Origin of the sequence: Aeromicrobium tamlense (assembly GCF_013408555.1) — a bacterium.
In the GTDB taxonomy this organism is placed as follows: Bacteria; Actinomycetota; Actinomycetes; order Propionibacteriales; family Nocardioidaceae; genus Aeromicrobium; species Aeromicrobium tamlense.
In genome coordinates, this window is record NZ_JACBZN010000001.1 from 615,745 (window position 1) to 640,111 (window position 24,367).

Below are 24,367 nucleotides of genomic sequence, written 5' to 3' on the forward strand. Positions count from 1 at the left end.
CACAAGAGCTGGTTCGGGGTGGGTTCGGGGGTCGGTCCCGCCTAGCGCAGCGTGTCCTCGAGCATCCGGGGACGGCTGATGACGATGCCGGCGGCCGTGATCGCCCCGGCCGACACGATGAGCGCCACGAGCGGCGCGGTCCACGAGCCCGTGGCGTCGTGGAGCGCACCGACGCCGAACGGGCCGAGCCCGGCCAGCAGGTAGCCCAGGCCCTGCGTGAGCAGGGACAGCGCCGTCGTCGCCGCGGGCGTGCGGGTGCGCTTGCCGATCATGGCCAGCACCCACGTGAAGGCGCCGCCGCCGAGGCCGAGCAGCACCGACCACAGCACCGGCAGGCTCGCCGGCGCCAGCAGCACCCCGAGCCAGCCCGCGGCGCTCACGACGCCGAAGAACACCGGGAGCACGGGGGTGTCGCCCGTGCGGGCCATGAGCCAGGGCAGGGCGAGCGTCAGCGGGATGCCGACGCCGGTGATGACGCCCAGCAGGATGCCGGCCTGGTGCTCGCCCACGCCGCCGTCGGTGAGGATCTCGGGGTACCAGCCGAACTGCGCGTACGCGGCGGCCGACTGGGCGCCGAAGCACGCGACCATGGCCCACGCCAGCGGGGACCGCGTGATCTCGCGCAGCGGCAGCCGGTCGGCCGTGGCGGGGCCGGTGTGCACGTCGTGCCGCAGCAGCGTGAGCCACGGCAGGATCGTCACCACGGCCAGCAGCGCCCACGCGGCGAGGCCGGGGCGCCAGCCGCCGAGCGCCTCGCTGATCGGCACCGTGGTGATCGAGGCGATCGTGGCACCGCCCATGATCGCGGCGCCGTAGAGGGCGCTGATGAGGGGGATGCGGTCGGGGAAGTGCACCTTCGCCAGCGGCGGCAGGATGACGTTGCCGACGGCCGCGCCGGCGAGGGCGATCGCGGTCGTGCCGAGGAACAGGGGCGTCTCGTCGAGGAGGGTCCGCGCGACCAGACCGGCCGCGAGCACGGCCAGCAGCGCGACGCAGGCGTGGTGCAGGCCGAACCGGCGGACGAGCCCCCCGGCGCTGAAGCCGATGAGGGCGAAGCACAGGACGGGCAGCGTGGTGAGGATCCCGGCCGTGGTGGGGGTCATCGCGAGGTCGTGGCGCACCTCGGGCAGGACGACGCCGAGGCTGGCGACCACCACGCGCAGGTTCAGCGCGAGCAGGACGATGGCGGCTCCGACCAGCCAGCGCCCGCCGACGCTCGGGGCGGGAGTGGTGGGCTGGTCGGGCACGTGCTCCATCTACGCACACGCCGCGGACGGCGGGACGGGTGGGGCAGGATCAGCGAAGGCGGCGTCAGCGGGGCGCGCCGAGGTTCTGCACCCAGTACGTGCCGTACGTCGACGACGAGTCCGTGGCGTACCCGACGCCCAGGTGGGTGAAGGCGTCGCTCATGAGGTTGGCGCAGTGCCCGGGGCTGCCCAGCCAGCCGCGCATGACCTCGGCGGGGGAGTCATACCCGGCGGCGATGTTCTCCCCGACGGCGCGCCACGCGTAGCCCTGCCGGTCGGCGCGGTCGGCGACGGTCGAGCCGTCACGGCCGGTGTGGCTGAAGTAGTCGTGGACGGCCATGTCCTTCGCGTGGCCCTGCGCGGCGGCGGTCAGCCGCTGGTTCAGCGAGACCGGGGCCTGCGCCTCGTAGGTCTTCGTGCCGCACTCGCGCTCGGAGGCGCGGGCCTCGTTGACGAGGCGGAGGATCTCCTGCGACCGGGCGTCCGGCTTCCAGGGCGCCCGGGCGGCGACCCGCTTCGCCGGGCTGTTGGCGGCCTTGAGCGAGCCCTTCGCCGAGACGCGGACCCGCAGGGCGATCGCGGCACCGGCCTTCGCCGGGGCGCGGTAGCGCAGGACGACGCGCCCGTAGCGGTTCGTGCGGGCGCGGTCGGCCTTGACCCACGTGCCGTTCACGCGGCGCTGGAGCGTGACGACGCGGGCCTTGGACGCGCGACCCTTCGCGGTGACCTTGACCGAGTACTTCAGGGCGGTCCCCGGCTTGACGGCCTGGCCCGCCTTCGTGAAGCCCGCGATCCTCGTCGGGGTCGCGGCGTCTGCCGGCGCGGCGCCCAGGACGAGGGCGCCGGCGGTGAGCAGCACGGCGATGGTGTGACGCATGTGACCTATGTTACGCGCTTTCGACGGCTGTCGGAGCCGTGATTCGAGGCGCCGTAGGCTGGAGCGGTGAGCAACGACGGCAGCACGACCCTCGAGGGCACCCCCAATCCGGAGGCCCCCAATCCGCAGCTGCCGATCGTGCAGAAGCTGCGCATCCGCTACGCCAAGCGCGGCCGGATGCGGTTCACCAGCCACCGCGACTTCGCCCGCGCCTTCGAGCGCGCGATCCGGCGCGCGGCGCTGCCGATCGGCCACTCCTCGGGCTACACGCCCCACCCCAAGATCTCCTACGCCGGGGCGTCGCCCACCGGCGCGGCCAGCGAGGCCGAGTTCGCCGAGATCGGGCTGACCCGCCCGATGGAGCCGGCCGACGTCCGCGCGGCCCTCGACGAGGCCCTGCCCGACGGTCTCGACGTCGTCGACGTGGTCGTCTCTCCCGGGGGCGCGCTGGCCGACCTGCTCCAGGCCAGCCGCTGGTCGATCGAGCTGCCCGACGTCTCGCCCGAGGACGCACGGACCGCCGTCGAGGCCTTCCTGGCCCGCGACGAGGTCCTCGTCGAGCGCATGATGAAGCGGGGCCTGCGCACCTTCGACTGCCGGGCCGCGGTCGTGCGTCTCGCCGTCGATCCCCGGGCAGGCACACACGGGTGTGCGATACTGGACCTGGTCGTACGCCATGACACCCCGTCGGTACGACCGGACGACGTGATCACCGGACTGCGCACCCTGTGCGGCCTGCCGATCGAGAAGGCGCCCCTGGCGACCCGCTCGGACCAAGGGCCGCTGGATGAGCAGCACGGTACGGTCGGCGATCCGCTCGCCACCGGCCGCGACGCACCCTGACAGGTGTCGACCGCGGCGGGTCGGGCTGGTCGCCGCGTGACAGGCCGTGGCGGAGTCCTTACAGACAGACTTGAGGTCCCGCGGGACCGTTGACCAGCCCGGTGGGTGGCTGCGCCGCTGCCGGGCGAAGGAGAGCACATGCTCGATCCGAACGACGCGGCCGACACGCCCGAGACCACCGGCGAGGACACCCCCGAGGCCCCCGTCACCACCACGACCACCACCCGTACGCGCCGTCGTGCCGCGGGTCGTCCCGCCGGGCCGCCCGCCGCGGTCTTCGCGCCTCCGGTCGAGGAGGAGCCCGAGCCCGAACCGGTGATCGACGAGGACGAGGACGCCCAGGACGGCGAGGCCGCTGAGCCCGCTCCCGTGGTCCGCACGCGCCCGCCGGTCGGCGCGATGTTCCAGGCCCCGCCCACCGAGCTGGCCCCGCCGCTCGAGCGCAAGCGCCCCGAGACCGACGACGCCGACTCCGGCTCGGACTCCGACGACGACGAGGACGGCTCGGACGACGACGGCAGCGAGGGCGGCCGCCGCCGTCGCCGCCGCGGAGGCCGTCGCCGCCGCAAGAGCGACCAGGACACCACCGACGACGACTCCGAGTCCGGCTCCGACGACGCCCAGTCGAAGGACAAGGACTCCTCCGAGTCCGGTGACGACGAGCAGTCCGGCTCCGGCTCCACCCGTCGTCGCCGTCGCCGCGCCCGGGCGGGCGAGGGCGCCGAGGGCTCGCCCGACGATCCCGAGAACACCGTCGTGAAGGTCCGCGAGGGGCGCACCGCCGAGGACGAGATCACGGGCGTCACCGGCTCCACCCGCCTCGAGGCCAAGAAGCAGCGCCGCCGCGAGGGCCGCGAGGCCGGCCGCCGCCGCGCGCCCATCGTCAGCGAGGCCGAGTTCCTCGCCCGCCGCGAGGCCGTCGAGCGGGAGATGGTCGTACGCCAGCGCGACGACTACACGCAGATCGCGGTGCTCGAGGACGGCGTCCTCGTCGAGCACTACGTCGCCCGCGAGTCGCAGACCTCGCTCATCGGCAACGTCTACCTGGGCAAGGTCCAGAACGTGCTGCCCAGCATGGAGGCGGCGTTCGTCGACATCGGTGCTGGCCGCAACGCGGTCATCTACGCCGGCGAGGTCGACTGGTCGAACATCCAGAACGGCAAGCAGCGCAAGATCGAGGACGCGCTCCAGCCCGGGCAGACCGTGCTCGTCCAGGTCTCCAAGGACCCGATCGGCCAGAAGGGCGCCCGCCTGACCAGCCAGATCAGCCTGCCCGGACGCTTCCTGGTCTACGTGCCCGGCGGTGGCAGCAACGGCATCAGCCGCAAGCTGCCCGAGAACGAGCGCGCGCGCCTCAAGGGCCTGCTGAAGGAGGCCCTGCCCGAGAGCGCCGGCGTCATCGTCCGCACGGCCGCGGAGGGCGCCACCGAGGATCAGCTGCAGCGCGACATCGCCGCGCTGACCGCCCGCTGGGAGGACATCGAGAGCAAGGTGACCGCCGGCAAGGCGCCCCAGCTGCTCTACTCCGAGCCCGACCTGATGATCAAGGTCATCCGTGACCTGTTCAACGAGGACTTCGCGTCGCTGACGATCCAGGGCGACGAGGCCTGGGACATGGTGGCGGGCTACGTCGCGCACGTCGCGCCCGACCTCGAGGAGCGGGTGAAGCGCTGGGACGGCGATGAGGACATCTTCGCCGCCCGTCGCCTCGACGAGCAGATCCACAAGGCGCTCGACCGCAAGGTCCACCTGCCGTCCGGCGGCTCGCTGGTCATCGACCGCACCGAGGCCATGGTCGTCGTCGACGTCAACACGGGCCGGTTCACCGGCTCGGGCGGCAACCTCGAGGAGACCGTCACCAAGAACAACCTCGAAGCGGCCGAGGAGATCGTGCGCCAGCTCCGGCTGCGCGACCTCGGCGGCATCATCGTCATCGACTTCATCGACATGGTCCTGGAGAGCAACCGCGACCTCGTCATGCGCCGTCTCGTCGAGTGCCTCGGTCGCGACCGCACGCGTCACCAGGTCGCCGAGGTCACCTCGCTGGGCCTGGTCCAGATGACCCGCAAGCGCATCGGCACGGGCCTGCTCGAGTCGTTCAGCCACGACTGCGAGGAGTGCAACGGCCGGGGTGTCGTCATTCAGGACGCGCCGGTCGAGCCGAAGAAGGACGAGGGCCAGCGGCGTGGACGTCGTGGCGGCCGCTCGAACCGCGGCAGCGGCGGCGGCAACGGTGGCGGTGGCAACAACGGTGGCGGACGCCAGCAGCGCTCGGACAAGAGCGACCAGTCCAAGGACGAGCAGCCGAAGGACGAGCAGCCCCAGGACGAGGCACCGCAGCAGGACGCCCCGAAGCCCGCGGAAGCCCAGGCCCAGGAGCAGCCCGCGCAGGCTTCCGACGCCCCCGTTTTGACCGACGATGGGGCGCCCGAGTAGAATCGACAGTCGGTGCGCTCGGCGCGCCCTTCAGACTTTCACGACCCAGTCTTTTTCAGTAAGTACAGAGTGAGGAATCCCGTGGTGTACGCAATCGTGCGCAATGGCGGCGGCCAGGCCAAGGTCGCGGTCGGCGACGTCATCTCGATCGACCAGGTCCAGGCGACCGAGGGCGACACCGTCCAGCTCGCCGCCGTCATGGTGGTCGACGGTGACCAGGTGACGGCCGGTGCCGACGCCTCCAAGGTCAAGGTCGACGCCGAGGTGATCGGCGGCGCCAAGGGCCCCAAGATCATCATCCAGAAGTACAAGAACAAGACCGGTTACAAGAAGCGCCAGGGTCACCGTCAGAAGTACACCCAGGTCAAGATCACCGGAATCAGCAAGTAAGGGACTGACGACATGGCACACAAGAAGGGCGCAGCCTCCACCAAGAACGGTCGCGACTCCAACGCCCAACGCCTCGGCGTCAAGCGTTTCGGCGGCCAGCTGGTCAACGCGGGCGAGATCATCGTCCGTCAGCGTGGCACCCACTTCCACCCCGGCTCCAACGTCGGTCGCGGTGGCGACGACACGCTGTTCGCCCTCGCCCCCGGCGCGGTCGAGTTCGGCACGAAGCGCGGCCGTCGCGTCGTGAACATCGTTCCGGAGCAGTGACACGCAGATCCTCCTGAAGGGGGCGGTCCGCTGATGCGGACTGCCCCTTTCTCATTTCCCTCTCGGGGCTCGTTCCCCACCCAGACGCATCCAGGAGACACCCATGGCGATCCCCACGTTCGTTGACCAGGTGACCCTGCACGTCTCGGGCGGCAACGGTGGGCACGGCGTCGCGTCGGTCCACCGTGAGAAGTTCAAGCCCCTCGGCGGTCCCGACGGCGGCAACGGTGGGCACGGCGGCGACGTCGTCCTGGTCGTCGCGTCCGACGTCACCACGCTGATCGACTACCACCACGAGCCCCACCGCAAGGCCACCAGCGGCGCGCCCGGCGCGGGCTCGAACCGCAACGGCGCCAACGGCGACGACCTCGTCCTGAAGGTCCCGGACGGCACGGTGATCCGCGACGAGAGCGGCGAGATCCTGGCCGACCTGGTCGGCGCCGGCACCTCCCTGGTCATCGCGGCCGGCGGTCGCGGCGGTCTGGGCAACGCCGCCCTCGCGTCGAGCAAGCGCAAGGCACCCGGCTTCGCGCTCAAGGGCGAGCCGGGCGAGGAGCGCACGGTCACGCTCGAGCTGAAGGTCGTGGCCGACATCGGCCTCATCGGCTTCCCCTCGGCCGGCAAGTCCAGTCTCATCGCCTCGCTCTCGCGCGCCCGTCCCAAGATCGCCGACTACCCGTTCACCACGCTGGTGCCGAACCTCGGCGTCGTGCGCGCGGGCGACACCACCTTCACCGTCGCCGACGTGCCCGGCCTCATCGAGGGCGCCAGCGAGGGTCGCGGCCTCGGTCACGACTTCCTGCGCCATGTCGAGCGCTGCGCCGCGCTGGTGCACGTGATCGACTGCGCCACCGTCGAGCCCGGCCGTGACCCGCTCAGCGACCTCGACGTGATCGAGACCGAGCTCGCGCGCTACGGCGAGTACGCCGACGTCGACTTCAGCGACCGTCCCCGTCTCGTCGCCCTCAACAAGACCGACGTCCCCGACGCCGCCCAGATCGCCGAGTTCGTGATCGGCGAGCTGCGCGAGCGCGGCCTGCGCGTCTTCGAGGTCTCCGCGGCCAGCCATGCCGGCCTGCGCGAGCTGTCGTTCGCGATGGCCGAGATCGTCGCCGCGCGTCGCGCCGCCGAGCCGAAGCGCGAGGCCACCCGCATCGTGCTGCGCCCGCCGGCGCCCTCCGGTGTGGGCCGCGAGTTCGAGGTCAGGCAGATCGACGGCCGCTGGCACGTCGTCGGCGAGAAGCCCGCCCGGTGGGTCCGCCAGACCGACTTCAGCAACGACGAGGCCGTCGGCTTCCTCGCCGACCGGCTCAACCGCCTCGGCGTCGAGGACGAGCTGCTCGGCCTGGGTGCCAAGGCCGGCGACGACATCGTCATCGGTGCCGCGCACGCCGGCGAGGTGGGCCGCGACGAGGTCGTGTTCGACTTCGATCCCACGATCACCGCCGGCGCCGAGGTGCTCGGCCGTCGCGGCGAGGACCTGCGCATCGACCAGAGCACGCGCCGCACGAACGCCGAGCGTCGCGAGCTGCTCGCCGCCCGTCGCGCCTGGGAGCTCGAGGCGGCCGCGCTGCGTGCCGAGGGCCGCGAGCCCGAGCCGTTCGACCCCAGCACGGTCCTCGAGGACTGGACGATCGGTGAGGAGTACCCCGGCGACGACGAGCTCGACGACGAGGACCTGCGGTGAGGGTCGTCGTCAAGGTCGGCTCCTCGTCGCTGACGACGCCGGACGGACACCTCGACCCCGACCGCATCGGCACCGTCGTCGACGCCGTCGTCACGGTGCGTGCCCGCGGTGACGAGGTCGTCCTGGTCTCGTCCGGTGCCATCGCCGCCGGCCTCGGCCCCCTGGGCCTGCCGCGCCGTCCCCGCGACCTGCCCACGCAGCAGGCCGCGGCCGCCGTCGGGCAGCGCGCGCTGATCGCGCACTACTCCGAGGCCTTCGCGGCCGCGGGCCTGGTCGTCGGCCAGGTGCTGCTCACCGTCGATGACGTCACGCGCCGCAGCCACTACCGCAACGCGCACCAGACCTTCGCGAAGCTGCTCGAGCTGGGCGTCGTGCCGGTCGTCAATGAGAACGACACGGTCGCCACCTCCGAGATCCGCTTCGGCGACAACGACCGGCTGGCCGCGCTCGTGGCCCACCTCGTCCACGCCGACCAGCTGATCCTGCTGTCCGACGTCGACGGCCTCTACACGGGCCACCCCGACCTGCCCGACTCCCGGCCGATCGCCACGGTGCGGTCCGAGGCCGACCTCGCCGGCATCGACGTCGCGCGCGTCGGCTCGGCCGTCGGCACCGGAGGCATGGTCACGAAGCTCGACGCCGCGCGGATCGCCACGGCCGCCGGCATCCCCGTCCGCCTCACCTCGGCCGCCCGCGCGGTCGAGGCGGTCGAGGGCGAGCCCGTCGGCACGCTGTTCGAGCCCACCGGCAAGCGACGCGGCACGCGCCTGCTGTGGCTCGCGCACGCCAGCGAGACCAGAGGTCGGCTGCTGCTCGACGCGGGCGCGCGCCGGGCGCTCGTCGACCGCGGCGCCTCGCTGCTGGCCGCCGGGATCGTGGGCGTGGAGGGCGACTTCTCCGCCGGCGACCCCGTCGACGTGGTCGATCCCGACGGCGCCGTCATCGCGCGCGGCCTGGTCAACTACGACAGCGACGAGCTGCCCGGCATGCTGGGCCGCTCCACGGCCGAGCTCGCCGCCGAGCACGGTCCCGAGCGCGAGCGCGCGGTCATCCACCGCGACGACCTCATCCTCGTCTCCTGACGCATCACGCGGGCTTGCCCGTGACTCTCCTTCGGTGACACGGTCACCCCAGGAGGTCGGTCATGTCCGGTCAGGACGCCAGCACGGTCGTGATGGAGCTGCGCGTGCACGGCGTGCGCGGCACGCCGACGGACTTGATGCTGGGCGTCCCGGCCGACGAGGTCGTCCAGGTCGCCGGTGACGGAAGGACCGGCTTCTACCGCATCCGCGACGGCGCCGACCCACCGCTGCGCACGCTGCCGCGCGGGATGGCACTCGAGGCCTACTCGTGGGGCGAGCTCACCTCGGGCGTGCGCGGCGTGCTCGGCTGGGTGACCCGGGTCCTGTGGCTCGTCCTGCTGCCGTTCGCGCTGGTGAACCTCGCGTTCTGGGCACGGACCCAGGCCGGCGAGGACAGCGGGCAGGCCCGGTGGGGGATGCGTGCCGTCCGGATCAGCGCGCTGCTGCTCACCGTGATCGCGATGCTGACCGTCTGCTTCGTCGCGATCGACCTCGTCGCCTGGCAGTGCTTCCGCGCGAACGCCGTGGCCTGCCCCGTCCTGCCCGACGCGCTCGACCGCGTGGCCGGACTGTCGGCCGGCGCCCGTATCGCGGTGATGTCGCTGGTCCCGCTCGGTGCCCTGCTCACGCTCGTCGCGCTGTCGTTCCAGAGCCTCGCGCGCTACGAGGCGGCGGTGCACGAGGCGGACGTGACGATGACTGACGAGGAGCGTGGCCGGCCTCGGGCCAGCATCCTCGAGCACCCCCTGATGTGGCGGGGCGAGCAGCGCACCCGCCGGCTGCAGCGCCTGCACGTCGCCGCCGGCCTGACCACGGTCGTGCTGTTCACCGGCATCCACGTGCTGGTGCGCGAGGGGCCGTCCCGGGTGTGGCCGACGACGCTGGCGGCGGCGGCCATCATGGCGGTCGTCGTGCTGCGGACGATGGCGGTCGACCAGGACGACCTGGAGTACCGCGACCGGCCGCACCAGGGACGGCTCAGCCGCCGCGTCTTCCCGTGGACGGGTCCGGGACGGATGATGCGACGGCTGCCGCTCGACGTCCTGGCCTGGGCGGCGCTCGGCGTCGTGGTGGTGCATCTGGCCGTGCTGTGGACGGTCGAGCTGCCCTTCGCGCAGCAGGACCTGGCCTGGTACGGCTCCAACCTGTGGTTCATCGGGCTGTTCGTGCTGCTGACGATCGTGCACGTCATCGTGTTCGTCGGCGGGCGCGTGCGGCTGCGCTGGACGTGCGTCGTGGTCCTCGGCGTGCTGCTCGTCGTGGCGTCCGGCTGGCTCGTGCCCGCGTGGGTGCTGGCGGTCGAGACGGTCGCGGCGTGGGTCGTGCTGCTGGTGTTCCACCGGAACCGCAGCCGCAGGGAGCGCAATCGTCGCGTGGCCTGGGGCGGTGCGGGGGCCTCGGTGATGCTCGGCGCCGCGACGATGGTGGCGCTGCTGTTCACGTCGGCGGGAGCGGTGGCCGCGGCGAACTTCCTCAACGGCGACACCCAGACCGTGGCCGACCTCATCACCGTGCGCAACGAGCGGTCACCCGTCTCGGCGCAGGGGGAGCGGCGGCTGGCGCTGTCCGGCGACATCCGCCTGCAGGGAGCCCGCATCGTCCTGGAGAGCGGTGCCGTGCGGGTCACCCACGGCACCATCCGTGCCGACGCGCTGTCCCGGGAGAGCGACGGCGTGGCCTCCTACTCCTTCGCCTCGACGCTCGTCGACCGAGCCGTCCTCGTGCTGCCGCCGGGCACGCGGACGGTCCGGCTGGTCGGGTCGTGCTTCGGTCGTGCCGACGACCCCGCGTACCCGGCGCAGGAGCCGTGCACGGGGGAGTCGAAGGGGTTCCGGACCGCCGGCGCCCTCGACGTCTCGCCCTCCTGCGTCCGCGACGACGCGCTCGTGCCGTGCCTGCGTGTCAAGGCCGCCGACGGGAAGGTGGCGCTCAAGGTCTCCGATCCGCCGCAGACGCCGATCGTCGTGCCCCAGGTGCTCGTGTGGACGCCGCTCATGCAGTCCTCGATGCTCGTGCTGGGCGGCCTGCTGACCGTCGTGATGGTGGTCCGCTACCGGACGAAGGCCGGTCCCGCGATCCGGCGGCTCGTGGGCCGCGACAGCCTCCGGGTGCCGTCGCAGGATCGCGACGGAGTGACCGACGCGCGCCTCGCGGCGGGCCTGGCCCACCGCGCCGAGCGTCTGCTGGACGGCTCGGGGATGGTGACGACGGCCCTGGCCGTGGCGACGCTCGCCCTCTCGTCGGGAGGCCGGGCGCCGTGGTCGGTCTACCCGGGGCTGCGGCCGCTCGCGACGATCTCGCTCTACGTCGCGCTGCTCGGCAGCATCGGCCTGATGATGGCCGGCGCGCGGGTCCGGCGATCGCCGACGGCGCGCCGCAACGTGGGCATCCTTTGGGACGTCACCACGTTCTGGCCGCGGGCGGCCCATCCCTTCGCACCGCCCTGCTACGCCGAGCGGGTCGTCCCTGAGGTCACGGCGCGGGCACGCTGGGCGCTGGGCGACGACCCGAAGCGGGCGGTCGTCCTGTCCGGACACAGTCAGGGCTCGCTGATCTGCGTGGCGGTGGCGTGCCGCCTGAACGGCCAGGCGTCGCGGCTGCGGCTGCTCACGTACGGCAGCCAGGTCCGCGCGATCTACGGTCGCGTGTTCCCCGCGGCGGCGGGTCCGTCGGCCCTGGGCTACGTGCCGACGCCGGGCCCGACGAGGCTGGGCGAGGCCTGGCCGGACGTGCCCGACGGACGGCCGCAGGCGTCGCCCGCGCCGACCGGCCTGCGGCACCAGCTCGGCGATCCGACGCACTGGGTCAACCTGTTCCGCCGCGGCGACCCGCTCGGCTACCGCGTCTACTCCGACCGCGACCACCCCGTGTTCGACGTCCCGACGCTCGAGGTGCGGCCCGCGGACTCGGGCGATCCCGGCTCGCTCGTGATGACGCATGGCGGCTACCAGCACTCCCCGGAGTACCGCACCGCGATCGCGGCGTGGACGGGGGAGCCCGTGCACGTCTGCCCGACGGATCCGGCCCGGGCCGACGCGCTCCCGCCCACCTGATGCACCAAATCTGAAAAACATTGCATGTGACCCACGTCATACGGCAGGATGCGGGACGTGGACCAGACCCGGCAGCAGCTCGTGCGAGCGGCCCGGCACGCGCTGATCGCGGGCGAGCCGGTCGACGTGGGCAAGGTCGCCGCAGAAGTGGGTGTCGACCGCAGCACCGTGTTCCGGCGCGTGGGCCGTCGTGACCGCCTGGTCGCCGACGCGCTGTGGGAGACCACCGAGCAGATCGCCTGGCCCCGGGTCGTGGCGGAGCACCCGCCGGGGACCGAGCACCGGGCCGCCAGCATCCTGCGCGCCTATGTGCAGCTGCTGATCGACGAGCCCTGGTTCCGCGCGTTCCTGCACCGTGACCCGGCCCGGGCGCTGCGCATCCTCACCACATCCGAGCAGCCCAACCAGGCACGAATGCTCGCCCTCGTGCGCGAGCTCATCCAGACCGAGCCGCCCGGACCGGTCGACCTCCCGTCCGACGAGCTCGCGTTCGTCGTCGTCCGGGTGGCCGAGTCGTTCATCTACGCCGACCTCATCACGGGCGGCACCCCCGACGCCGACGCGGCGTACCAGGTCTTCGTCGCCCTGCTCGGGTGACCGGAAGGAAAGAGAGAGACATGACCCCCCACGGAACCGCCGACCCCCGCTTCGACCGCCTGCGCGACCTCTTCGCCGCGAACCTCGAGTCCGGCGAGGAGCTCGGCGCCGCCATCGCCGTCGACCTCGACGGCAAGACCCTCGTCGACCTGTGGGGCGGGCATGCCGACGTCGCCCGCACCCGCGAGTGGGACCGCGACACGATCGTCAATGTCTGGTCCACCACCAAGGAGATCTCCGCGCTGGCGGTCCTCGTGCTGGTGGAGCGCGGCCTCGTCGACCTCGACGCGCCGGTGGCCACGTACTGGCCCGAGTTCGCCCGGAACGGCAAGGAGGGCGTGCTGGTCCGCCACGTCATGTCGCACACGTCGGGCGTCTCGGGCTGGGAGCAGCCGTTCGTGCTGGAGGACATGTTCGACCGCGAGGCGTCGACGGCGCGGCTGGCGGAGCAGGCGCCGTGGTGGGAGCCGGGCACCGCCTCGGGCTACCACGCGCAGAACCAGGGCCACCTGCTGGGCGAGATCGTCCGGCGGGTCAGCGGCCGCACGCTCACGCAGTTCGTGGCCGAGGAGATCGCGGGCCCGCTCGGCGTCGACCTGCAGATCGGCGCCACCGAGCAGGACGACGACCGGATCGCCGAGATCGTGCCCCCGCCGCCGCTGGACATCGACCTGAGCGCCGTCGCGATGGACTCGCCGATGGTCAAGACGTTCACGGGTCCGGTGGCCGACGCGAACGCCGCGAACACGATCCCGTGGCGTCGGGCCGAGCTGGGCGCGCTCAACGGGCACACGAACGCCCGCGCGCTGGCCCGTGCCTTCTCGGTCGTGTCGCGCGGGGGAGAGGTCGACGGGGTCCGGCTGCTCTCGAAGGGCACGATCGACCAGATCTTCCGCGAGCAGTCGCACGGCGTCGACCTGGTGCTGGGCGTGCCGCTGCGGTTCGGCATCGGCTTCGCCCTGCCCGAGCTGGAGACGCTGCCGTACCTCCCGGACGAGCGGATCTGCTTCTGGGGCGGCTGGGGCGGCTCGATGACCGTGATGCTCCCGGACCGTGGACTGACGTTCTCCTACGTCATGAACAAGATGGCGCCCGGAATCATCGGCTCGGAGCGATCGGCGGGGTACATCACCGAGATCCTCGCCGCCGTGCGGTGAACCAGCGGTCCCACCCCAGCACGATCGCGAGTCCCACGAGGACTCCGAGCACCGTGTCGACCACCCGGTCGAACACGAGCGTGGAGGCCGGGGCGTCCGAGCCGAGGCTCACCATCAGCAGGGCGCACGGCGTGATCGCGACGAGGGCGACGGCGTAGTTGCGACCCACCAGCAGCTCGGCGATCACCTGCAGGACGATGACCACGAGGATCGTCGCGAGTGGGTTCGGCTCGAGGGCGAGCAGCCCGCCCGCGACGACCACGCCGACGGTCGTGCCGACGGCGCGGTGCAGACCGCGCAGGACCTGGTGACCGGTGCTGGGCCCGGAGGCCACGGCCGCGCCGCCGACCGCGGCCCAGTACGCGTGACCGAGGTCGAGCGCGACGGCGGAGGCTCCTGCCGCTCCGACGACGAGGGCGACCCGGGCGACCTCCTCCAGGGTGCGCGGGCTGTGCAGCGCGCGGTGCAGGGGAGCGTCCCAGGCTGACCGCGGCCTGCGACGCGACGGCGTGAGAGCGCCGAGCGTGCCCACCACGAGGGCCAGCACCGCGGTCGCCGCGGCCACGGCTACGTGCGGCAGGACCTCGCTCGCGGCGGCGCCGGTGCTGCTCGTGGCTCCCACGGCGAAGACGGGGAAGAGGGCGCCCGGTGGATGCCACGACCACGCGATCGAGGCGAGCGTGGCGACAGCGCCCGTCGCCGTGAGCGCCACGACGAGGACCCACGGGCCCGTGTCGGCGGCCGCGAGGGTGGTGCCGAGCGCGACGGCGGCGACGAGCACCGTCGCGGCGGAGGTCTGCATCGCCGCGCGGGACCGGTACGCGTTCGCCCGCCCGTACAGCGCGGTGAAGGCGCCGAAGGTGGCCGGCAGGGCGAGGTCGAGACGGTCGATCGCCCACAGCAGGAGCAGCGGGACGCCGAAGCTGACACCGGCCCGCAGCGCGATCCAGTGGGCGTGGCCGTGTGGTGCGAACTCGGTCAGCGACCGCCAGGACCGGCGCAGCGGCGAGTCGGACGAGGGCACCTCCCGAGCCTAGTTCGCGCCACTAGACTCGCCGCATGGGTACCGAGGTCCGTGAGGCTGCTCTGCGCGCGCGTGACGCCGCGCGCGTGCTGGCGCTCGCGACGCGCAAGGACAAGGACGCGGCGCTGACCGCGATGGCCGAGGCGCTCGTCGCCGGCACCGATCGCATCGTCGCGGCGAACGCCGAGGACGTGGCCGAGGCGCGGGCGGAGGGCACGCCCGAGAACGTCATCGACCGCCTCGCGCTCGATGCCGGCCGCGTGGCCGCGTTCGCGCAGGGCGTGCGCGACATCGCCGCGCTGCCCGACCCTGTCGGCGAGGTCGTGCGCGGCTCGACGCTGCCGAACGGCCTGCAGCTGCAGCAGATCCGCGTGCCGATGGGCGTGATCGGCATGATCTACGAGGGCCGCCCGAACGTCACCGCCGATGCCGCGGCCATCTGTCTCAAGGCCGGCAGCGCGTCGCTGCTGCGCGGCTCGCGCTCGGCCCGACGCTCGAACGCCGTCATCGTCGAGATCATGCGCGAGGCCGTCGCCTCGGCCGGGCTGCCCGCCGACACGATCCAGGCCATCAGCGCCGAGGACCGCAGCACCTCCACCGACCTCATGACCGCGCGGGGCCTGGTCGACCTCGTCATCCCGCGCGGCGGCGCCGGCCTGATCCGCACGGTCGTCGAGCAGTCCACCGTGCCCGTCATCGAGACCGGCACGGGCAACGTGCACGTCTATGTCGACGCGGACGCCGACCTCGACATGGCGCTCGACATCGTCCTGAACTCCAAGACTCAGCGCAACAGCGTCTGCAACGCCGCCGAGTCGCTGCTCGTGCACCGCGCGGTCGCCGACGAGTTCCTGCCCCGCGTCGTGAAGGAGCTGCAGCACCGCGGCGTCGCGATCCACGGCGACGAGGCCTTCGGTGCGTTCGACGGGGTCGACGAGGCCACCGAGGACGACTACGCCACCGAGTACCTCGACGCGCAGATCGCGGCCCGCGTGGTGGACTCGCTCGACGAGGCGGTCGACCACGTCCGGCGCTACACCTCGGGGCACACCGAGGCGATCGTCACGCGCTCGCTCGACGCCGCCCGCCGCTTCACGATGGGCGTCGACTCGGCCGCCGTGATGGTCAACGCCTCCACCCGGTTCACCGACGGCGGGGAGTTCGGGTTCGGCGCCGAGATCGGCATCTCCACGCAGAAGCTGCACGCCCGCGGGCCCATGGGCCTGACCGAGATGACCACGACCACCTACGTGGTGACCGGCACCGGTCAGACGCGCTGATAGATTGTCGCCCATGCTCGATCTGATGCTGGCCGCCGAGGAAGTGGCCGAACACGGCGAGGCCGCGATCAACCACTGGGTGGTCGGCGGCATCGCCCTCGGAGTCCTGATGCTGCTGCTGCTCATCACGTTCCTGTTCGGATTGGGTCGCGAGCACACCTGAGCATGACCGACCGTCGCCGCCGCATCGGCGTGATGGGCGGCACGTTCGATCCCATCCACCACGGACACCTCGTTGCCGCCAGCGAGGTGCAGTCGTGGTTCGACCTCGACGAGGTCCTGTTCGTCCCCACGGGCCAGCCCTGGCAGAAGTCCGACCGTGAGGTCTCGCCGCCGGAGGACCGCTACCTGATGACGGTCATCGCCACGGCGGCCAACCCGCGCTTCCGGGTGAGCCGCGTGGACATCGACCGCGCCGGCCTGACCTACACGATCGACACGCTGCGCGAGCTGGCCGCGACGTACCCGGACGACGAGCTCTACTTCATCACCGGCGCCGATGCGATGGCCGCGATCCTCACGTGGCGCGACCACGGCGAGCTGTTCGAGCTGGCGCACTTCGTCGGCTGTACGCGACCCGGCCACGAGATGGACGAGTCCACCCTGGAGGGCCTGCCGAAGGAGCGGGTGACGCTGGTCGAGATCCCGGCCCTGGCGATCAGCTCCACCGACTGCCGCGCACGCGTGCACAGCGGCGAGCCGGTCTGGTACCTCGTGCCCGACGGCGTCGTCCAGTACATCGGCAAGCACGGCCTCTACCAACCCCACGACCCACCCAAGGACCCCTCATGACCGCCACCGATCGCGCGATCGAACTGACTCGTGCCGCTGCTGCTGCCGCCGCCGACAAGCAGGCGGCCGACATCATCGCCTTCGACGTCTCCGAGCAGCTGGCCATCACCGACGTCTTCCTGCTGTGCTCGGCGTCGAACCAGCCGCAGATGAACGCCGTCAAGGACTCCATCGAGGAGAGGCTGCTCGAGATCGGCGCGAAGACGATCCGCCGCGAGGGCCAGCGCGAGTCGCGCTGGATCCTCATGGACTACGGCGACATCGTCGTGCACGTCCAGCACTCCGAGGAGCGCGCGTTCTACGCCCTTGAGCGGCTCTGGAGCGACTGCCCGACCATCGACCTGAAGCTGTCGTGAAGCCCGGCTTCAACCCCGGCCGCCGCGTCATCCTGTGGCGGCACGGGCGCACCGAGTGGAACGTGGCCGGCCGCGTGCAGGGCCAGACCGACATCCCGCTCGACGAGGTCGGCCGCCAGCAGGCCGTCGACGCCGCGGCCCGTCTGGCGTCGCTGCGTCCCGTGCGGATCGTCAGCTCCGACCTGTCACGTGCCGCCGACACGGCCCAGGCGCTCGCCGACCGCACGGGACTCGAGGTCGAGCTCGACCCGCGGCTGCGCGAGCTCGCGTTCGGCGCGCGCGAGGGACTGACGTGGCGCGAGTCGTGGGAGCGGTTCCCGGCCGAGATGCAGGCGTGGGCCGACGGCGACGAGACCCGCATCGAGGGCGCCGAGACGCACGCCCAGGCCGGTGCCCGCCTGGAGGCGGCGCTGCGCGACCACCTCGACGCGCTGCCGCTGGGGGAGACCCTCGTGGTCGTCGCCCACGGTGCCGTCCTGCGCACGGGCATCCTGTCGTTCCTGGGCATCGCCGAGGAGTCGTGGCGCCAGTTCGGCGGCCTGTCGAACTGCCACTGGTCGGTGCTGCAGGAGGCCCGCTACGAGGAGTGGTCGCAGTGGCGCCTCTCGGAGTGGAACTCCGGATCCCTGCCCGAGCCGGTCATGTCGGACGACGAGGCCGACGAACCCGACCCCGGTTTGGGCAACTCGGCACCGGCCGTGTAATCTTACGGAGGTTGTTAGAGGGGCATTGGCGCAGTTGGTAGCGCGCTTCCATGGCATGGAAGAGGTCAGGAGTTCGAATCTCCTATGCTCCACCCGAAGCAGGTCCGGATCCTCCCAGAGGATCCGGACCTGCTGCTTTTTCCGGTGCCGGCGACGCCTACCAGCTGGACTTCGTGATCCCCGGCAGCTCGCCACGGTGGGCCGCCGCGCGGAACCGGATCCTCGACAGTCCCGCCTTGCCCACGTGCCCGCGCGGCCGTCCGTCGACCTGGTCCCGCTTGCGGACTCGCACGGGGCTGGCGTCCCGGGGGAGCCGGGCCAGCGCGCGCACCGCCGCGCGGACCTCGTCCGGGGTGGTCGCCGTCCGGACGGCCTGCTTGAGCTCGGCCCGGCGGACGGCGTGACGGGCCGCGACCTCCTTCCGGCGCTCGTTCGCGACGATCTTCGACCGCTTCGCCATCAGCGCTCCTCCCGGAAGTCGACGTGCCGACGGACGACGGGATCGAACTTGCGCAGCAGCAGCCGGTCGGGGTCGTTGCGCCGGTTCTTGCGCGTGACGTAGGTGAACCCGGTCCCGGCGGTGGACCGGAGCTTCACGATGGGCCGGACGTCGTGACCGCGCCGCGCCATCAGATCCTCACCCCTCGGGCGAGCAGGTCGGCGACGACCGCATCGATGCCCCGGCGGTCGACCGTCTTGATGCCGCGGGCGCTGAGGGTGAGCGTGACGCGACGGTTCAGGCTCGGCACCCAGTAGTGCCTCGTCTGGACGTTGACGTCGAACCGTCGCTTCGTGCGGCGGTGGGAGTGGGAGACCCGGTGACCGAATCCCGGCTGGGCGCCGGTGACCTGGCAGACACGCGACATGCGCACCTCCATCATGTAGAATGATAATCATTGTCAACTACGACGTTAGCAGGAGACCGTGAAGAAGGACATCCATCCCCGATACGAGACCGTGGTCTTCCGGGACAAGTCGTCCGGAACGACCTACCTGACCCGCTCGACCCTCACGAGCGACGAGCGCCTGGAGGTCGACGGCGTGACCCACCCGGTCGTCGACGTGGAGATCTCCAGCGCCAGCCACCCGTTCTGGACGGGCCGCGGCCGGGTCGTCGACACCGAGGGCCGCGTCGAGCGCTTCCGACGCCGCTACGGAACCCCCACGGAAGGAGCGAGTCGATGAAGGTCCGCAACTCACTGAGGTCGCTGAAGGACCAGCCCGGGTCGCAGGTCGTGCGACGCCGCGGCCGGACGTACGTGATCAACAAGCGGAACCCGCGGCTGAAGGCGCGGCAGGGATGACGCCGTCGCAGGCGGTGCCCGTGGTGCTCATCAGCGGCGTCGAGGACGAGCCCATGGCGGCCGCGGCGATCGCCCTGCAGTGGGACCTCCCGCGCGCGGTCGCGGTGCGCCACGTCATCGACGCCGAGCGCGAGGTGCTGTGGCGCATCGTCAGCGACGCCACGGGCGTCGTGGAGCGGACCGAGATCGACGTCGAGCACGCGTGCGTGAGCTGCGCGATCCGCGAGGACGTCGTCCCCACGCTGGAGCGGCTCGGCGCGGACGGGCGCTGGGAGACGATCATCGCCCAGCTGCCCGTCACGGCCGAGGCGGTGCAGGTCTGCCGCGTGATCGGCTGGGCGCCCCACCAGGTGCCGCACGCGCGGATCGCCGCGTCGTTGGTCGCCCTGTCGAGCGACACCCTGCTCGACGACCTCCTGGGCGACGACCTGGTCAACGAGCGCGACCTCCCGGTGCGCGCCGACGACAACCGCGGCGTGGCCGAGGTCACCTGCGCGATGGTCGAGTACGCCGACGTCGTGGCGGTCGGGGACGCGCTCGATGCCGAGGAGCGCGAGGTGCTCGAGGCGCTGGCGCGGCCCGGCGTCCCCGTCGTGGAGTCGTTCAGCCAGGTCGACGCGCGGCCCCTCGTGACGGGCGTCCACGACCACCGCGCGAACGAGTCGTGGGTCGCGGAGGTGCGTCGCGACGCGCTGCCGGACCGCGGGCTCGCGTCCGCCTGGGTGCTGGACTTCACGTCCGATCGGCCGTTCCACCCCGAGCGGCTCCGCGACGCGATCGCCGTCCTCGGGGGCGGTCCCCGGCGCTCGCGTGGCTGCTTCTGGCTGCCGTCGCGCCCGGGGCAGGTCTGCGTGTGGGACGGTGCCGGCGGCCAGCTCAGCGTCGGCTCGACCGAGACGTGGGGGCGTACCCGTCCGCTCACGCGGATCACGGTCGTCGGCGTGGACGACGGTCGCGATGAGCTCGAGCGCGCCTTCGCGTCCTGCGTGCTCACCGATGCCGAGATGCACGAGCGCGGCCCGTACTGGGAGGTGACCGAGGACGGCTTCGAGGCCTGGCTCGGTCCCATCCGCCGCGCCGCCTGACCCGACCACATCCCTCTCCGAAGGAGCCGTCATGGCCGTTCCCAAGCGCAAGCTGTCCCGCAGCAACACCCGTCACCGCCGCTCGTCGTGGAAAGCCACGGCAGCCGACCTCGTCCCCGTGGAGATCGACGGCCACGTCCACCGCGTGCCGCGCCGGCTGGTGAGGGCGGCCCGCCGGGGCCTGCTCGACCTCGACGGACGTGGCTGAGACGGTCGCCGCCCGCTGGGGGTCTGCGCCAGACTGGTCGCATGGCGCGCTACGTGACGTACACCCAGACCGGCGGACCCGAGGTCCTCGAGGTCACGGAGGGACCTGAGCCCCTGCCCGGCGAGGGCCAGGTACTCGTGGCGATCCGTGCGGCCGGTGTGAACCCGATCGACACGAAGCTGCGGGCCGGCATCCGGCCGTCGCCGCCGTTCGAGGAGCCGCGCGGCGCGGGCTTCGACGGCGCCGGCGTGATCGTGGCGGTCGGCGAGGGCGTCGACGGCTGCGGTCCGGGCGACGAGGTCGTCCTGCAGAACACCCAGGGCACCTACGCCACGCACGTGCTGGCCGACCCGGCGAACCTCACGGCGCTCCCCGCGGGCGTCGACTTCGAGGTCGCGGCGGCGCTCGGCGTGCCGGTCTCCACGGCCTACCAGGTGCTGAACTCGCTGGGCGTGGAGACGGGCGACCGCCTGCTCCTGCACGGCGGCTCCGGCAGCGTCGGCCAGGCGGCGATCCAGCTGGCACGCTCGCGCGGCGCGCAGGTCGTGGCCACGGCCGGCGAGGCCAACCACGACCGGCTGCGGGAGCTCGGCGCGGTCCCGGTGACGTACGGCGAGGGCCTGCTGGACCGGCTGCGTGAGGCGGCTCCGGAGGGCTACACCGTCTCGCTCGACTGCGCCGGCACCGAGGAGGCCCTCGAGGCCAGCCTCGCGCTGGTCGACCGCACCCGCATCGGCACGATCGTCCAGGGCGCGCAGTACCACGAGCTGGGCCTGCAGGCGTGGTCCGGCGGCTCGCCCGAGCCGCTGACGCCCGAGCAGCAGGGCTGGCGGAACGAGGCGCTCGGCGTCGTGCTGCCGCTCATCGCCGCCGGCTCCTTCGAGGTCGAGATCGGGACGGTGCTGCCGCTCGACCAGGCGGTCGAGGCGCATCGCCTCAGCGAGCAGGGCGGCGTGCGGGGCAAGATCGTCCTCGTGCCCTGACGCACGCCCGCGCCCACAGCAGGCGCACAACGAGCCCACATGGACGGCTGACGTGCCGTTGGTCTGCTGTTCACCATGAACTCCTACCTGGGCTACGCAGCCGACCTCGTCGCCGTCGCGGTGATGGTCTTCGTCCTGTTCCTCCCACGCGGCGGCCGCCGCGAGCTCGTCGTGGCGTACCTCGCGGTCAACGTCGGCGTCCTCGCCGTGGCGGCGGTGCTGTCCTCGAGTGGCGTCAGCGCCGGCCTCGGCCTGGGCATCTTCGGCGTGCTGTCGATCATCCGGCTGCGGTCGGAGGAGCTCTCGCAGCGTGAGGTCGCGTACTACTTCGTGGCCCTCGCCCTGGGGCTGCTGGGCGGCCTCGCGCCGGCCGACTCGTGGCTCGCGCCGGCCCTCATGGTGGCGCTGCTCGCCGTGCTGTGGGTCGGCGACCACCAGCGCTTCACGACCGGTGGCAGCCGGCAGGAGCTCGTGATCGACCGCGCCATCACCGATCGCGGCGAGCTGGCCGCGCACCTCGAGGCGCTGCTGGGCGCCGAGCCGGCGAGGATCGAGGTCCGGCGCACCGACCTGGTCAACGACACGACCACGCTCGTCGTCCACGGTGGCGCCCGATGACGCTCGTGGCCCCCGAGCGGCTCGCGCCGATCGGGCTGGACGAGCTCGTCGAGGACGCCGCGCTGCTGACGCGGGTCGACCGCAAGTACACGGTCCCGGCGGACGAGGTGGCCTCGCTGCTCCACGCCGTCCCGCCGGGGACGCGCGAGCTGGAGATCGACGGGCGGCGCGCCTTCGGGTACCGCTCCACCTACTTCGACACCGCCGACCTCGCGGCGTTCCACCTGGCGGGCCGGGGACGCCGTCGCCGGTTCAAGGTGCGCTCCCGGTCCTACGAGGACGCCGGGACGACGTGGCTCGAGGTGAAGGTCCCGGGACCGCGCGGCACCACCGTGAAGGAGCGGATCGAGCACCCCGGACTCGACGCGGCGTTCGTCGACGCGGCCCTGGTGGTCGGCCGGATCACGGGCGTGACGGCCGCCGACCTGCGGCCGGTCGTGGTGACCTCGTACCGACGCCGCACCCTGCTGCTGCCCGAGGGCAGCCGCGTGACGATCGACCTCGACCTCGGCTGGACGGACCTCCGCGGCGGCCGCGGCGCCCACCTCGCGCGCCCGGGGCTCGCGATCGTCGAGACCAAGAGCCCCTCCACCCCGTCGGCGTTCGACCGGCTGCTGTGGCGCCGGGGCCATCGACCCACCACCCTCTCGAAGTTCGCGGTCGGCCTGGCCGCGCTCGACCCCGACCTGCCGCGCCTGAAGTGGGCGCGCGTCCTCAAGGAGATCCGATGAAGACCTCGACCTGGAAGCACCGCATCGCCCTGTCCACAGCCGCCGCCGGACTGCTGCTGCTGTCTGCGTGCGGTGGCGAGGAGGGCGCCGCGGGATCGACCTCGACCACGGGAGCCGTGACGGCTCAGGAGGCCCTCGCCGACAACGCGGAGCCGCACGCGGACGGCGACGACACCGTCGACACCGCGAGCGCCACGACCATCACGCTCGCCGACGGCGCGTCCACCAGCTCGGTCGAGAGCGCGGCGACGGTCGCCGGCGACACGGTGACGATCTCCGCGGCCGGGACGTACGTGCTCTCCGGATCGCTCGACGACGGCCGCGTCATCGTGTCGAGCGAGGGGGACGGCGAGGTGACGCTCGTGCTCGACGGCGTCGACATCACGTCGGAGTCGGACTCGCCCCTCGTCGTGACGCAGGCCGACGCGGTGACCGTCGTGCTGGCCGACGGATCGCAGAACGCCCTGTCCGACGGCGCGGGCTCGGCGGCGGACGACGAGGAGGAGGACGCGGCGAACGCGACCCTGTGGTCATCGGACGACCTGACGATCGCGGGCTCGGGCGCCCTGTCGGTGACCTCGCAGGAGGCCGACGGCATCACGTCGAAGGACGGGCTCGTGGTGCTGGGCGGCGAGATCACGGTGGAGGCCGGCGACGACGGCATCCGCGGCAAGGACTACCTCGCCCTCGACGGCGGCACGATCGAGATCCGCGCCGGCGGCGACGGCCTCAAGTCGGACGACGACACCGAGGACGGCACGGGCTACGTCCTGCTCGACGGCGCCACCGTGACCGCCGACGTGGGCGACGACGGGATCTCGGCCACGACCGATGCGCTGGTGGTCTCGGGCTCGCTCGACGTCACCGCGACCGCCCCGGCGGACGAGCAGGACCCGTCGCCGAAGGGGATCAACGCCGGAGCGGTCGTCGCGATCTCCGGCGGCGAGGTCACGGTCGACGACTCCGAGGAGGCGATCCAGGGCACGGTCGTGAGCATCACGGACGGGACGGTCGACCTCACGGCGACGGACGACGGCATCAACGCGTCCAGCGGCTCGGGCGAGTCGATGGCGGCCGAGGACGGCGTCGAGCTGGTCATCGCGGGCGGCACGGTCACGGTGGATGCCGAGGGCGACGGACTGGACTCGAACGGCACCAGCACGATCACGGGCGGCACGGTCGTCGTCGACGGACCGACCCGCGACGGGAACGGCGCGCTCGACGCCGCCGGCGGAACGGCGGTGGACGGCGGATCGCTCGTCGCGGTCGGCAGCGGCGGCATGGCCGAGGCTCCTGCCGACGGGTCGGAGCAGGGCTGGCTCCAGGCCAGCCTGGGCACCGCGGCCGCCGGGGCCGAGGTGACCGTGCAGGACGAGGACGGCCGGGAGGTCGCGACGCACACCCTCGCCAAGGCGGCCGCGAACCTCGTGGTCGCGAACGACGACATCGAGGCGGGGCGGACGTACACCGTGCTGGTCGACGGCCAGCAGGTCGCGTCGGTCACGGCGGGCGAGTCCACCGGCGGCGGCATGGGCGGCGGCCCCGGGGGCGGTGGCCCGGCCGGCGGTGGTCCCGGCGGCGACATGGCGCCACCCGACCGGCAGGAATGAGTTCACGCGGCGTTCAGCCTGACGCGGCCCGGAGTT

Annotated in this window: 28 protein-coding genes and 1 tRNA gene; 23 read left to right on the plus strand and 6 right to left on the minus strand. The window is 72.6% G+C overall.

Annotated elements, in window-relative coordinates:
• Nucleotides 1-41: 41 nt before the first annotated feature.
• Nucleotides 42-1,256, minus strand: a complete 1,215-nt coding sequence (locus BJ975_RS03160; RefSeq protein WP_179423560.1) for an MFS transporter — start codon at nt 1,254-1,256, stop codon at nt 42-44.
• A 55-nt stretch (nt 1,257-1,311) separates the two neighbouring features.
• Complete coding sequence (locus BJ975_RS03165; protein ID WP_179423562.1) at nt 1,312-2,124, minus strand: CAP domain-containing protein; 813 nt, start codon at nt 2,122-2,124, stop codon at nt 1,312-1,314.
• Nucleotides 2,125-2,190: 66 nt separating this feature from the next.
• Here BJ975_RS03165 and BJ975_RS03170 point away from each other — a divergent pair, with 66 nt between their 5' ends.
• The 9 genes from BJ975_RS03170 (at nt 2,191) to BJ975_RS03210 (ending at nt 13,636) form a co-directional block, all read left to right on the plus strand.
• Complete coding sequence (locus tag BJ975_RS03170) at nt 2,191-2,967, plus strand: TIGR03936 family radical SAM-associated protein (RefSeq protein ID WP_317628214.1); 777 nt, start codon at nt 2,191-2,193, stop codon at nt 2,965-2,967.
• A gap of 138 nt (nt 2,968-3,105) precedes the next feature.
• Complete coding sequence (locus tag BJ975_RS03175) at nt 3,106-5,403, plus strand: Rne/Rng family ribonuclease (RefSeq protein WP_179423564.1); 2,298 nt, start codon at nt 3,106-3,108, stop codon at nt 5,401-5,403.
• Between the two features lie 84 nt (nt 5,404-5,487).
• Nucleotides 5,488-5,793, plus strand: coding sequence for a 50S ribosomal protein L21 (gene rplU, locus BJ975_RS03180; protein ID WP_179427982.1), 306 nt, complete (start codon nt 5,488-5,490; stop codon nt 5,791-5,793).
• A 12-nt stretch (nt 5,794-5,805) separates the two neighbouring features.
• Nucleotides 5,806-6,060, plus strand: a complete 255-nt coding sequence (rpmA, locus tag BJ975_RS03185) for a 50S ribosomal protein L27 (protein ID WP_179423566.1) — start codon at nt 5,806-5,808, stop codon at nt 6,058-6,060.
• Nucleotides 6,061-6,163: 103 nt separating this feature from the next.
• Complete coding sequence (gene obgE, locus BJ975_RS03190; RefSeq protein WP_179423568.1) at nt 6,164-7,747, plus strand: GTPase ObgE; 1,584 nt, start codon at nt 6,164-6,166, stop codon at nt 7,745-7,747.
• Nucleotides 7,744-8,829: a glutamate 5-kinase gene (gene proB, locus BJ975_RS03195; protein WP_179423570.1), complete on the plus strand. Its 1,086-nt coding sequence runs from the start codon at nt 7,744-7,746 to the stop codon at nt 8,827-8,829. Before obgE ends, proB begins: the two co-directional genes overlap by 4 nt.
• 62 nt (nt 8,830-8,891) lie before the next feature.
• Nucleotides 8,892-11,882 carry a hypothetical protein gene (locus BJ975_RS03200; RefSeq protein ID WP_179423572.1) on the plus strand — a complete coding sequence of 997 codons (2,991 nt, stop codon included), beginning with the start codon at nt 8,892-8,894 and terminating at the stop codon, nt 11,880-11,882.
• A gap of 57 nt (nt 11,883-11,939) precedes the next feature.
• Complete coding sequence (locus tag BJ975_RS03205; RefSeq protein WP_179423574.1) at nt 11,940-12,479, plus strand: QsdR family transcriptional regulator; 540 nt, start codon at nt 11,940-11,942, stop codon at nt 12,477-12,479.
• Nucleotides 12,480-12,499: 20 nt separating this feature from the next.
• The gene (locus tag BJ975_RS03210; protein ID WP_179423576.1) at nt 12,500-13,636 is read left to right on the plus strand and encodes a serine hydrolase domain-containing protein; all 1,137 of its coding nucleotides are present in this window, start codon (nt 12,500-12,502) and stop codon (nt 13,634-13,636) included.
• On the opposite strand, the gene BJ975_RS03215 is transcribed toward BJ975_RS03210, so the two are convergent.
• Nucleotides 13,608-14,660, minus strand: coding sequence for an FUSC family protein (locus BJ975_RS03215; RefSeq protein ID WP_179423578.1), 1,053 nt, complete (start codon nt 14,658-14,660; stop codon nt 13,608-13,610). The genes BJ975_RS03210 and BJ975_RS03215 overlap by 29 nt on opposite strands.
• A 35-nt stretch (nt 14,661-14,695) precedes the next feature.
• Here BJ975_RS03215 and BJ975_RS03220 point away from each other — a divergent pair, with 35 nt between their 5' ends.
• From BJ975_RS03220 to BJ975_RS03245, 6 genes are all read left to right on the plus strand, one after another.
• Entirely contained in the window at nt 14,696-15,940 is a 1,245-nt protein-coding gene (locus tag BJ975_RS03220; protein ID WP_179423580.1) for a glutamate-5-semialdehyde dehydrogenase, read from the plus strand.
• Between the two features lie 13 nt (nt 15,941-15,953).
• A complete protein-coding gene (locus tag BJ975_RS03225; protein ID WP_179423582.1) occupies nt 15,954-16,103 on the plus strand; it encodes a hypothetical protein in 150 nt (49 codons plus the stop codon).
• A 2-nt stretch (nt 16,104-16,105) separates the two neighbouring features.
• On the plus strand, nt 16,106-16,732 hold the full coding sequence (gene nadD / locus BJ975_RS03230) for a nicotinate-nucleotide adenylyltransferase (protein WP_179423584.1): 627 nt from the start codon (nt 16,106-16,108) through the stop codon (nt 16,730-16,732).
• The gene (gene rsfS, locus BJ975_RS03235; RefSeq protein WP_179423586.1) at nt 16,729-17,088 is read left to right on the plus strand and encodes a ribosome silencing factor; all 360 of its coding nucleotides are present in this window, start codon (nt 16,729-16,731) and stop codon (nt 17,086-17,088) included. The genes nadD and rsfS overlap by 4 nt, the downstream gene beginning before the upstream one ends.
• Complete coding sequence (locus BJ975_RS03240; protein WP_179423588.1) at nt 17,085-17,792, plus strand: histidine phosphatase family protein; 708 nt, start codon at nt 17,085-17,087, stop codon at nt 17,790-17,792. The genes rsfS and BJ975_RS03240 overlap by 4 nt, the downstream gene beginning before the upstream one ends.
• Nucleotides 17,793-17,811: 19 nt before the next feature.
• Nucleotides 17,812-17,884, plus strand: a tRNA-Ala gene (locus BJ975_RS03245).
• A 65-nt stretch (nt 17,885-17,949) separates the two neighbouring features.
• Here the strand turns inward: BJ975_RS03245 and rpsN are convergent.
• From rpsN to rpmB, 3 genes are read right to left on the minus strand one after another with little or no spacing between them, the layout of a single operon-like run.
• Nucleotides 17,950-18,252 (minus strand): 30S ribosomal protein S14, encoded by a 303-nt coding sequence (gene rpsN / locus BJ975_RS03250; RefSeq protein ID WP_179423590.1) that lies wholly within the window; start codon nt 18,250-18,252, stop codon nt 17,950-17,952.
• Nucleotides 18,252-18,422 carry a 50S ribosomal protein L33 gene (gene rpmG, locus BJ975_RS03255; RefSeq protein WP_179423592.1) on the minus strand — a complete coding sequence of 57 codons (171 nt, stop codon included), beginning with the start codon at nt 18,420-18,422 and terminating at the stop codon, nt 18,252-18,254. Before rpmG ends, rpsN begins: the two co-directional genes overlap by 1 nt.
• Complete coding sequence (gene rpmB, locus BJ975_RS03260) at nt 18,422-18,658, minus strand: 50S ribosomal protein L28 (RefSeq protein WP_179423594.1); 237 nt, start codon at nt 18,656-18,658, stop codon at nt 18,422-18,424. Before rpmB ends, rpmG begins: the two co-directional genes overlap by 1 nt.
• Before the next feature lie 58 nt (nt 18,659-18,716).
• Between rpmB and BJ975_RS03265 the strand changes: the two genes are divergently transcribed.
• The 8 genes from BJ975_RS03265 (at nt 18,717) to BJ975_RS03300 (ending at nt 24,331) form a co-directional block, all read left to right on the plus strand.
• Complete coding sequence (locus tag BJ975_RS03265; protein ID WP_179423596.1) at nt 18,717-18,977, plus strand: type B 50S ribosomal protein L31; 261 nt, start codon at nt 18,717-18,719, stop codon at nt 18,975-18,977.
• On the plus strand, nt 18,974-19,096 hold the full coding sequence (ykgO, locus tag BJ975_RS03270; RefSeq protein WP_179423598.1) for a type B 50S ribosomal protein L36: 123 nt from the start codon (nt 18,974-18,976) through the stop codon (nt 19,094-19,096). The genes BJ975_RS03265 and ykgO overlap by 4 nt, the downstream gene beginning before the upstream one ends.
• Nucleotides 19,093-20,181 carry a GTP-binding protein gene (locus BJ975_RS03275; protein WP_179423600.1) on the plus strand — a complete coding sequence of 363 codons (1,089 nt, stop codon included), beginning with the start codon at nt 19,093-19,095 and terminating at the stop codon, nt 20,179-20,181. The genes ykgO and BJ975_RS03275 overlap by 4 nt, the downstream gene beginning before the upstream one ends.
• A 31-nt stretch (nt 20,182-20,212) precedes the next feature.
• Complete coding sequence (gene rpmF / locus BJ975_RS03280) at nt 20,213-20,389, plus strand: 50S ribosomal protein L32 (protein WP_179423602.1); 177 nt, start codon at nt 20,213-20,215, stop codon at nt 20,387-20,389.
• Between the two features lie 41 nt (nt 20,390-20,430).
• Entirely contained in the window at nt 20,431-21,372 is a 942-nt protein-coding gene (locus tag BJ975_RS03285; RefSeq protein WP_179423604.1) for a quinone oxidoreductase family protein, read from the plus strand.
• A gap of 75 nt (nt 21,373-21,447) precedes the next feature.
• Nucleotides 21,448-21,990: a DUF4956 domain-containing protein gene (locus tag BJ975_RS03290; RefSeq protein WP_179423606.1), complete on the plus strand. Its 543-nt coding sequence runs from the start codon at nt 21,448-21,450 to the stop codon at nt 21,988-21,990.
• The gene (locus tag BJ975_RS03295; RefSeq protein WP_179423608.1) at nt 21,987-22,721 is read left to right on the plus strand and encodes a polyphosphate polymerase domain-containing protein; all 735 of its coding nucleotides are present in this window, start codon (nt 21,987-21,989) and stop codon (nt 22,719-22,721) included. The genes BJ975_RS03290 and BJ975_RS03295 overlap by 4 nt, the downstream gene beginning before the upstream one ends.
• Nucleotides 22,718-24,331, plus strand: coding sequence for a carbohydrate-binding domain-containing protein (locus tag BJ975_RS03300; RefSeq protein WP_179423609.1), 1,614 nt, complete (start codon nt 22,718-22,720; stop codon nt 24,329-24,331). The genes BJ975_RS03295 and BJ975_RS03300 overlap by 4 nt, the downstream gene beginning before the upstream one ends.
• The last annotated feature ends 36 nt before the right edge of the window (nt 24,332-24,367 follow it).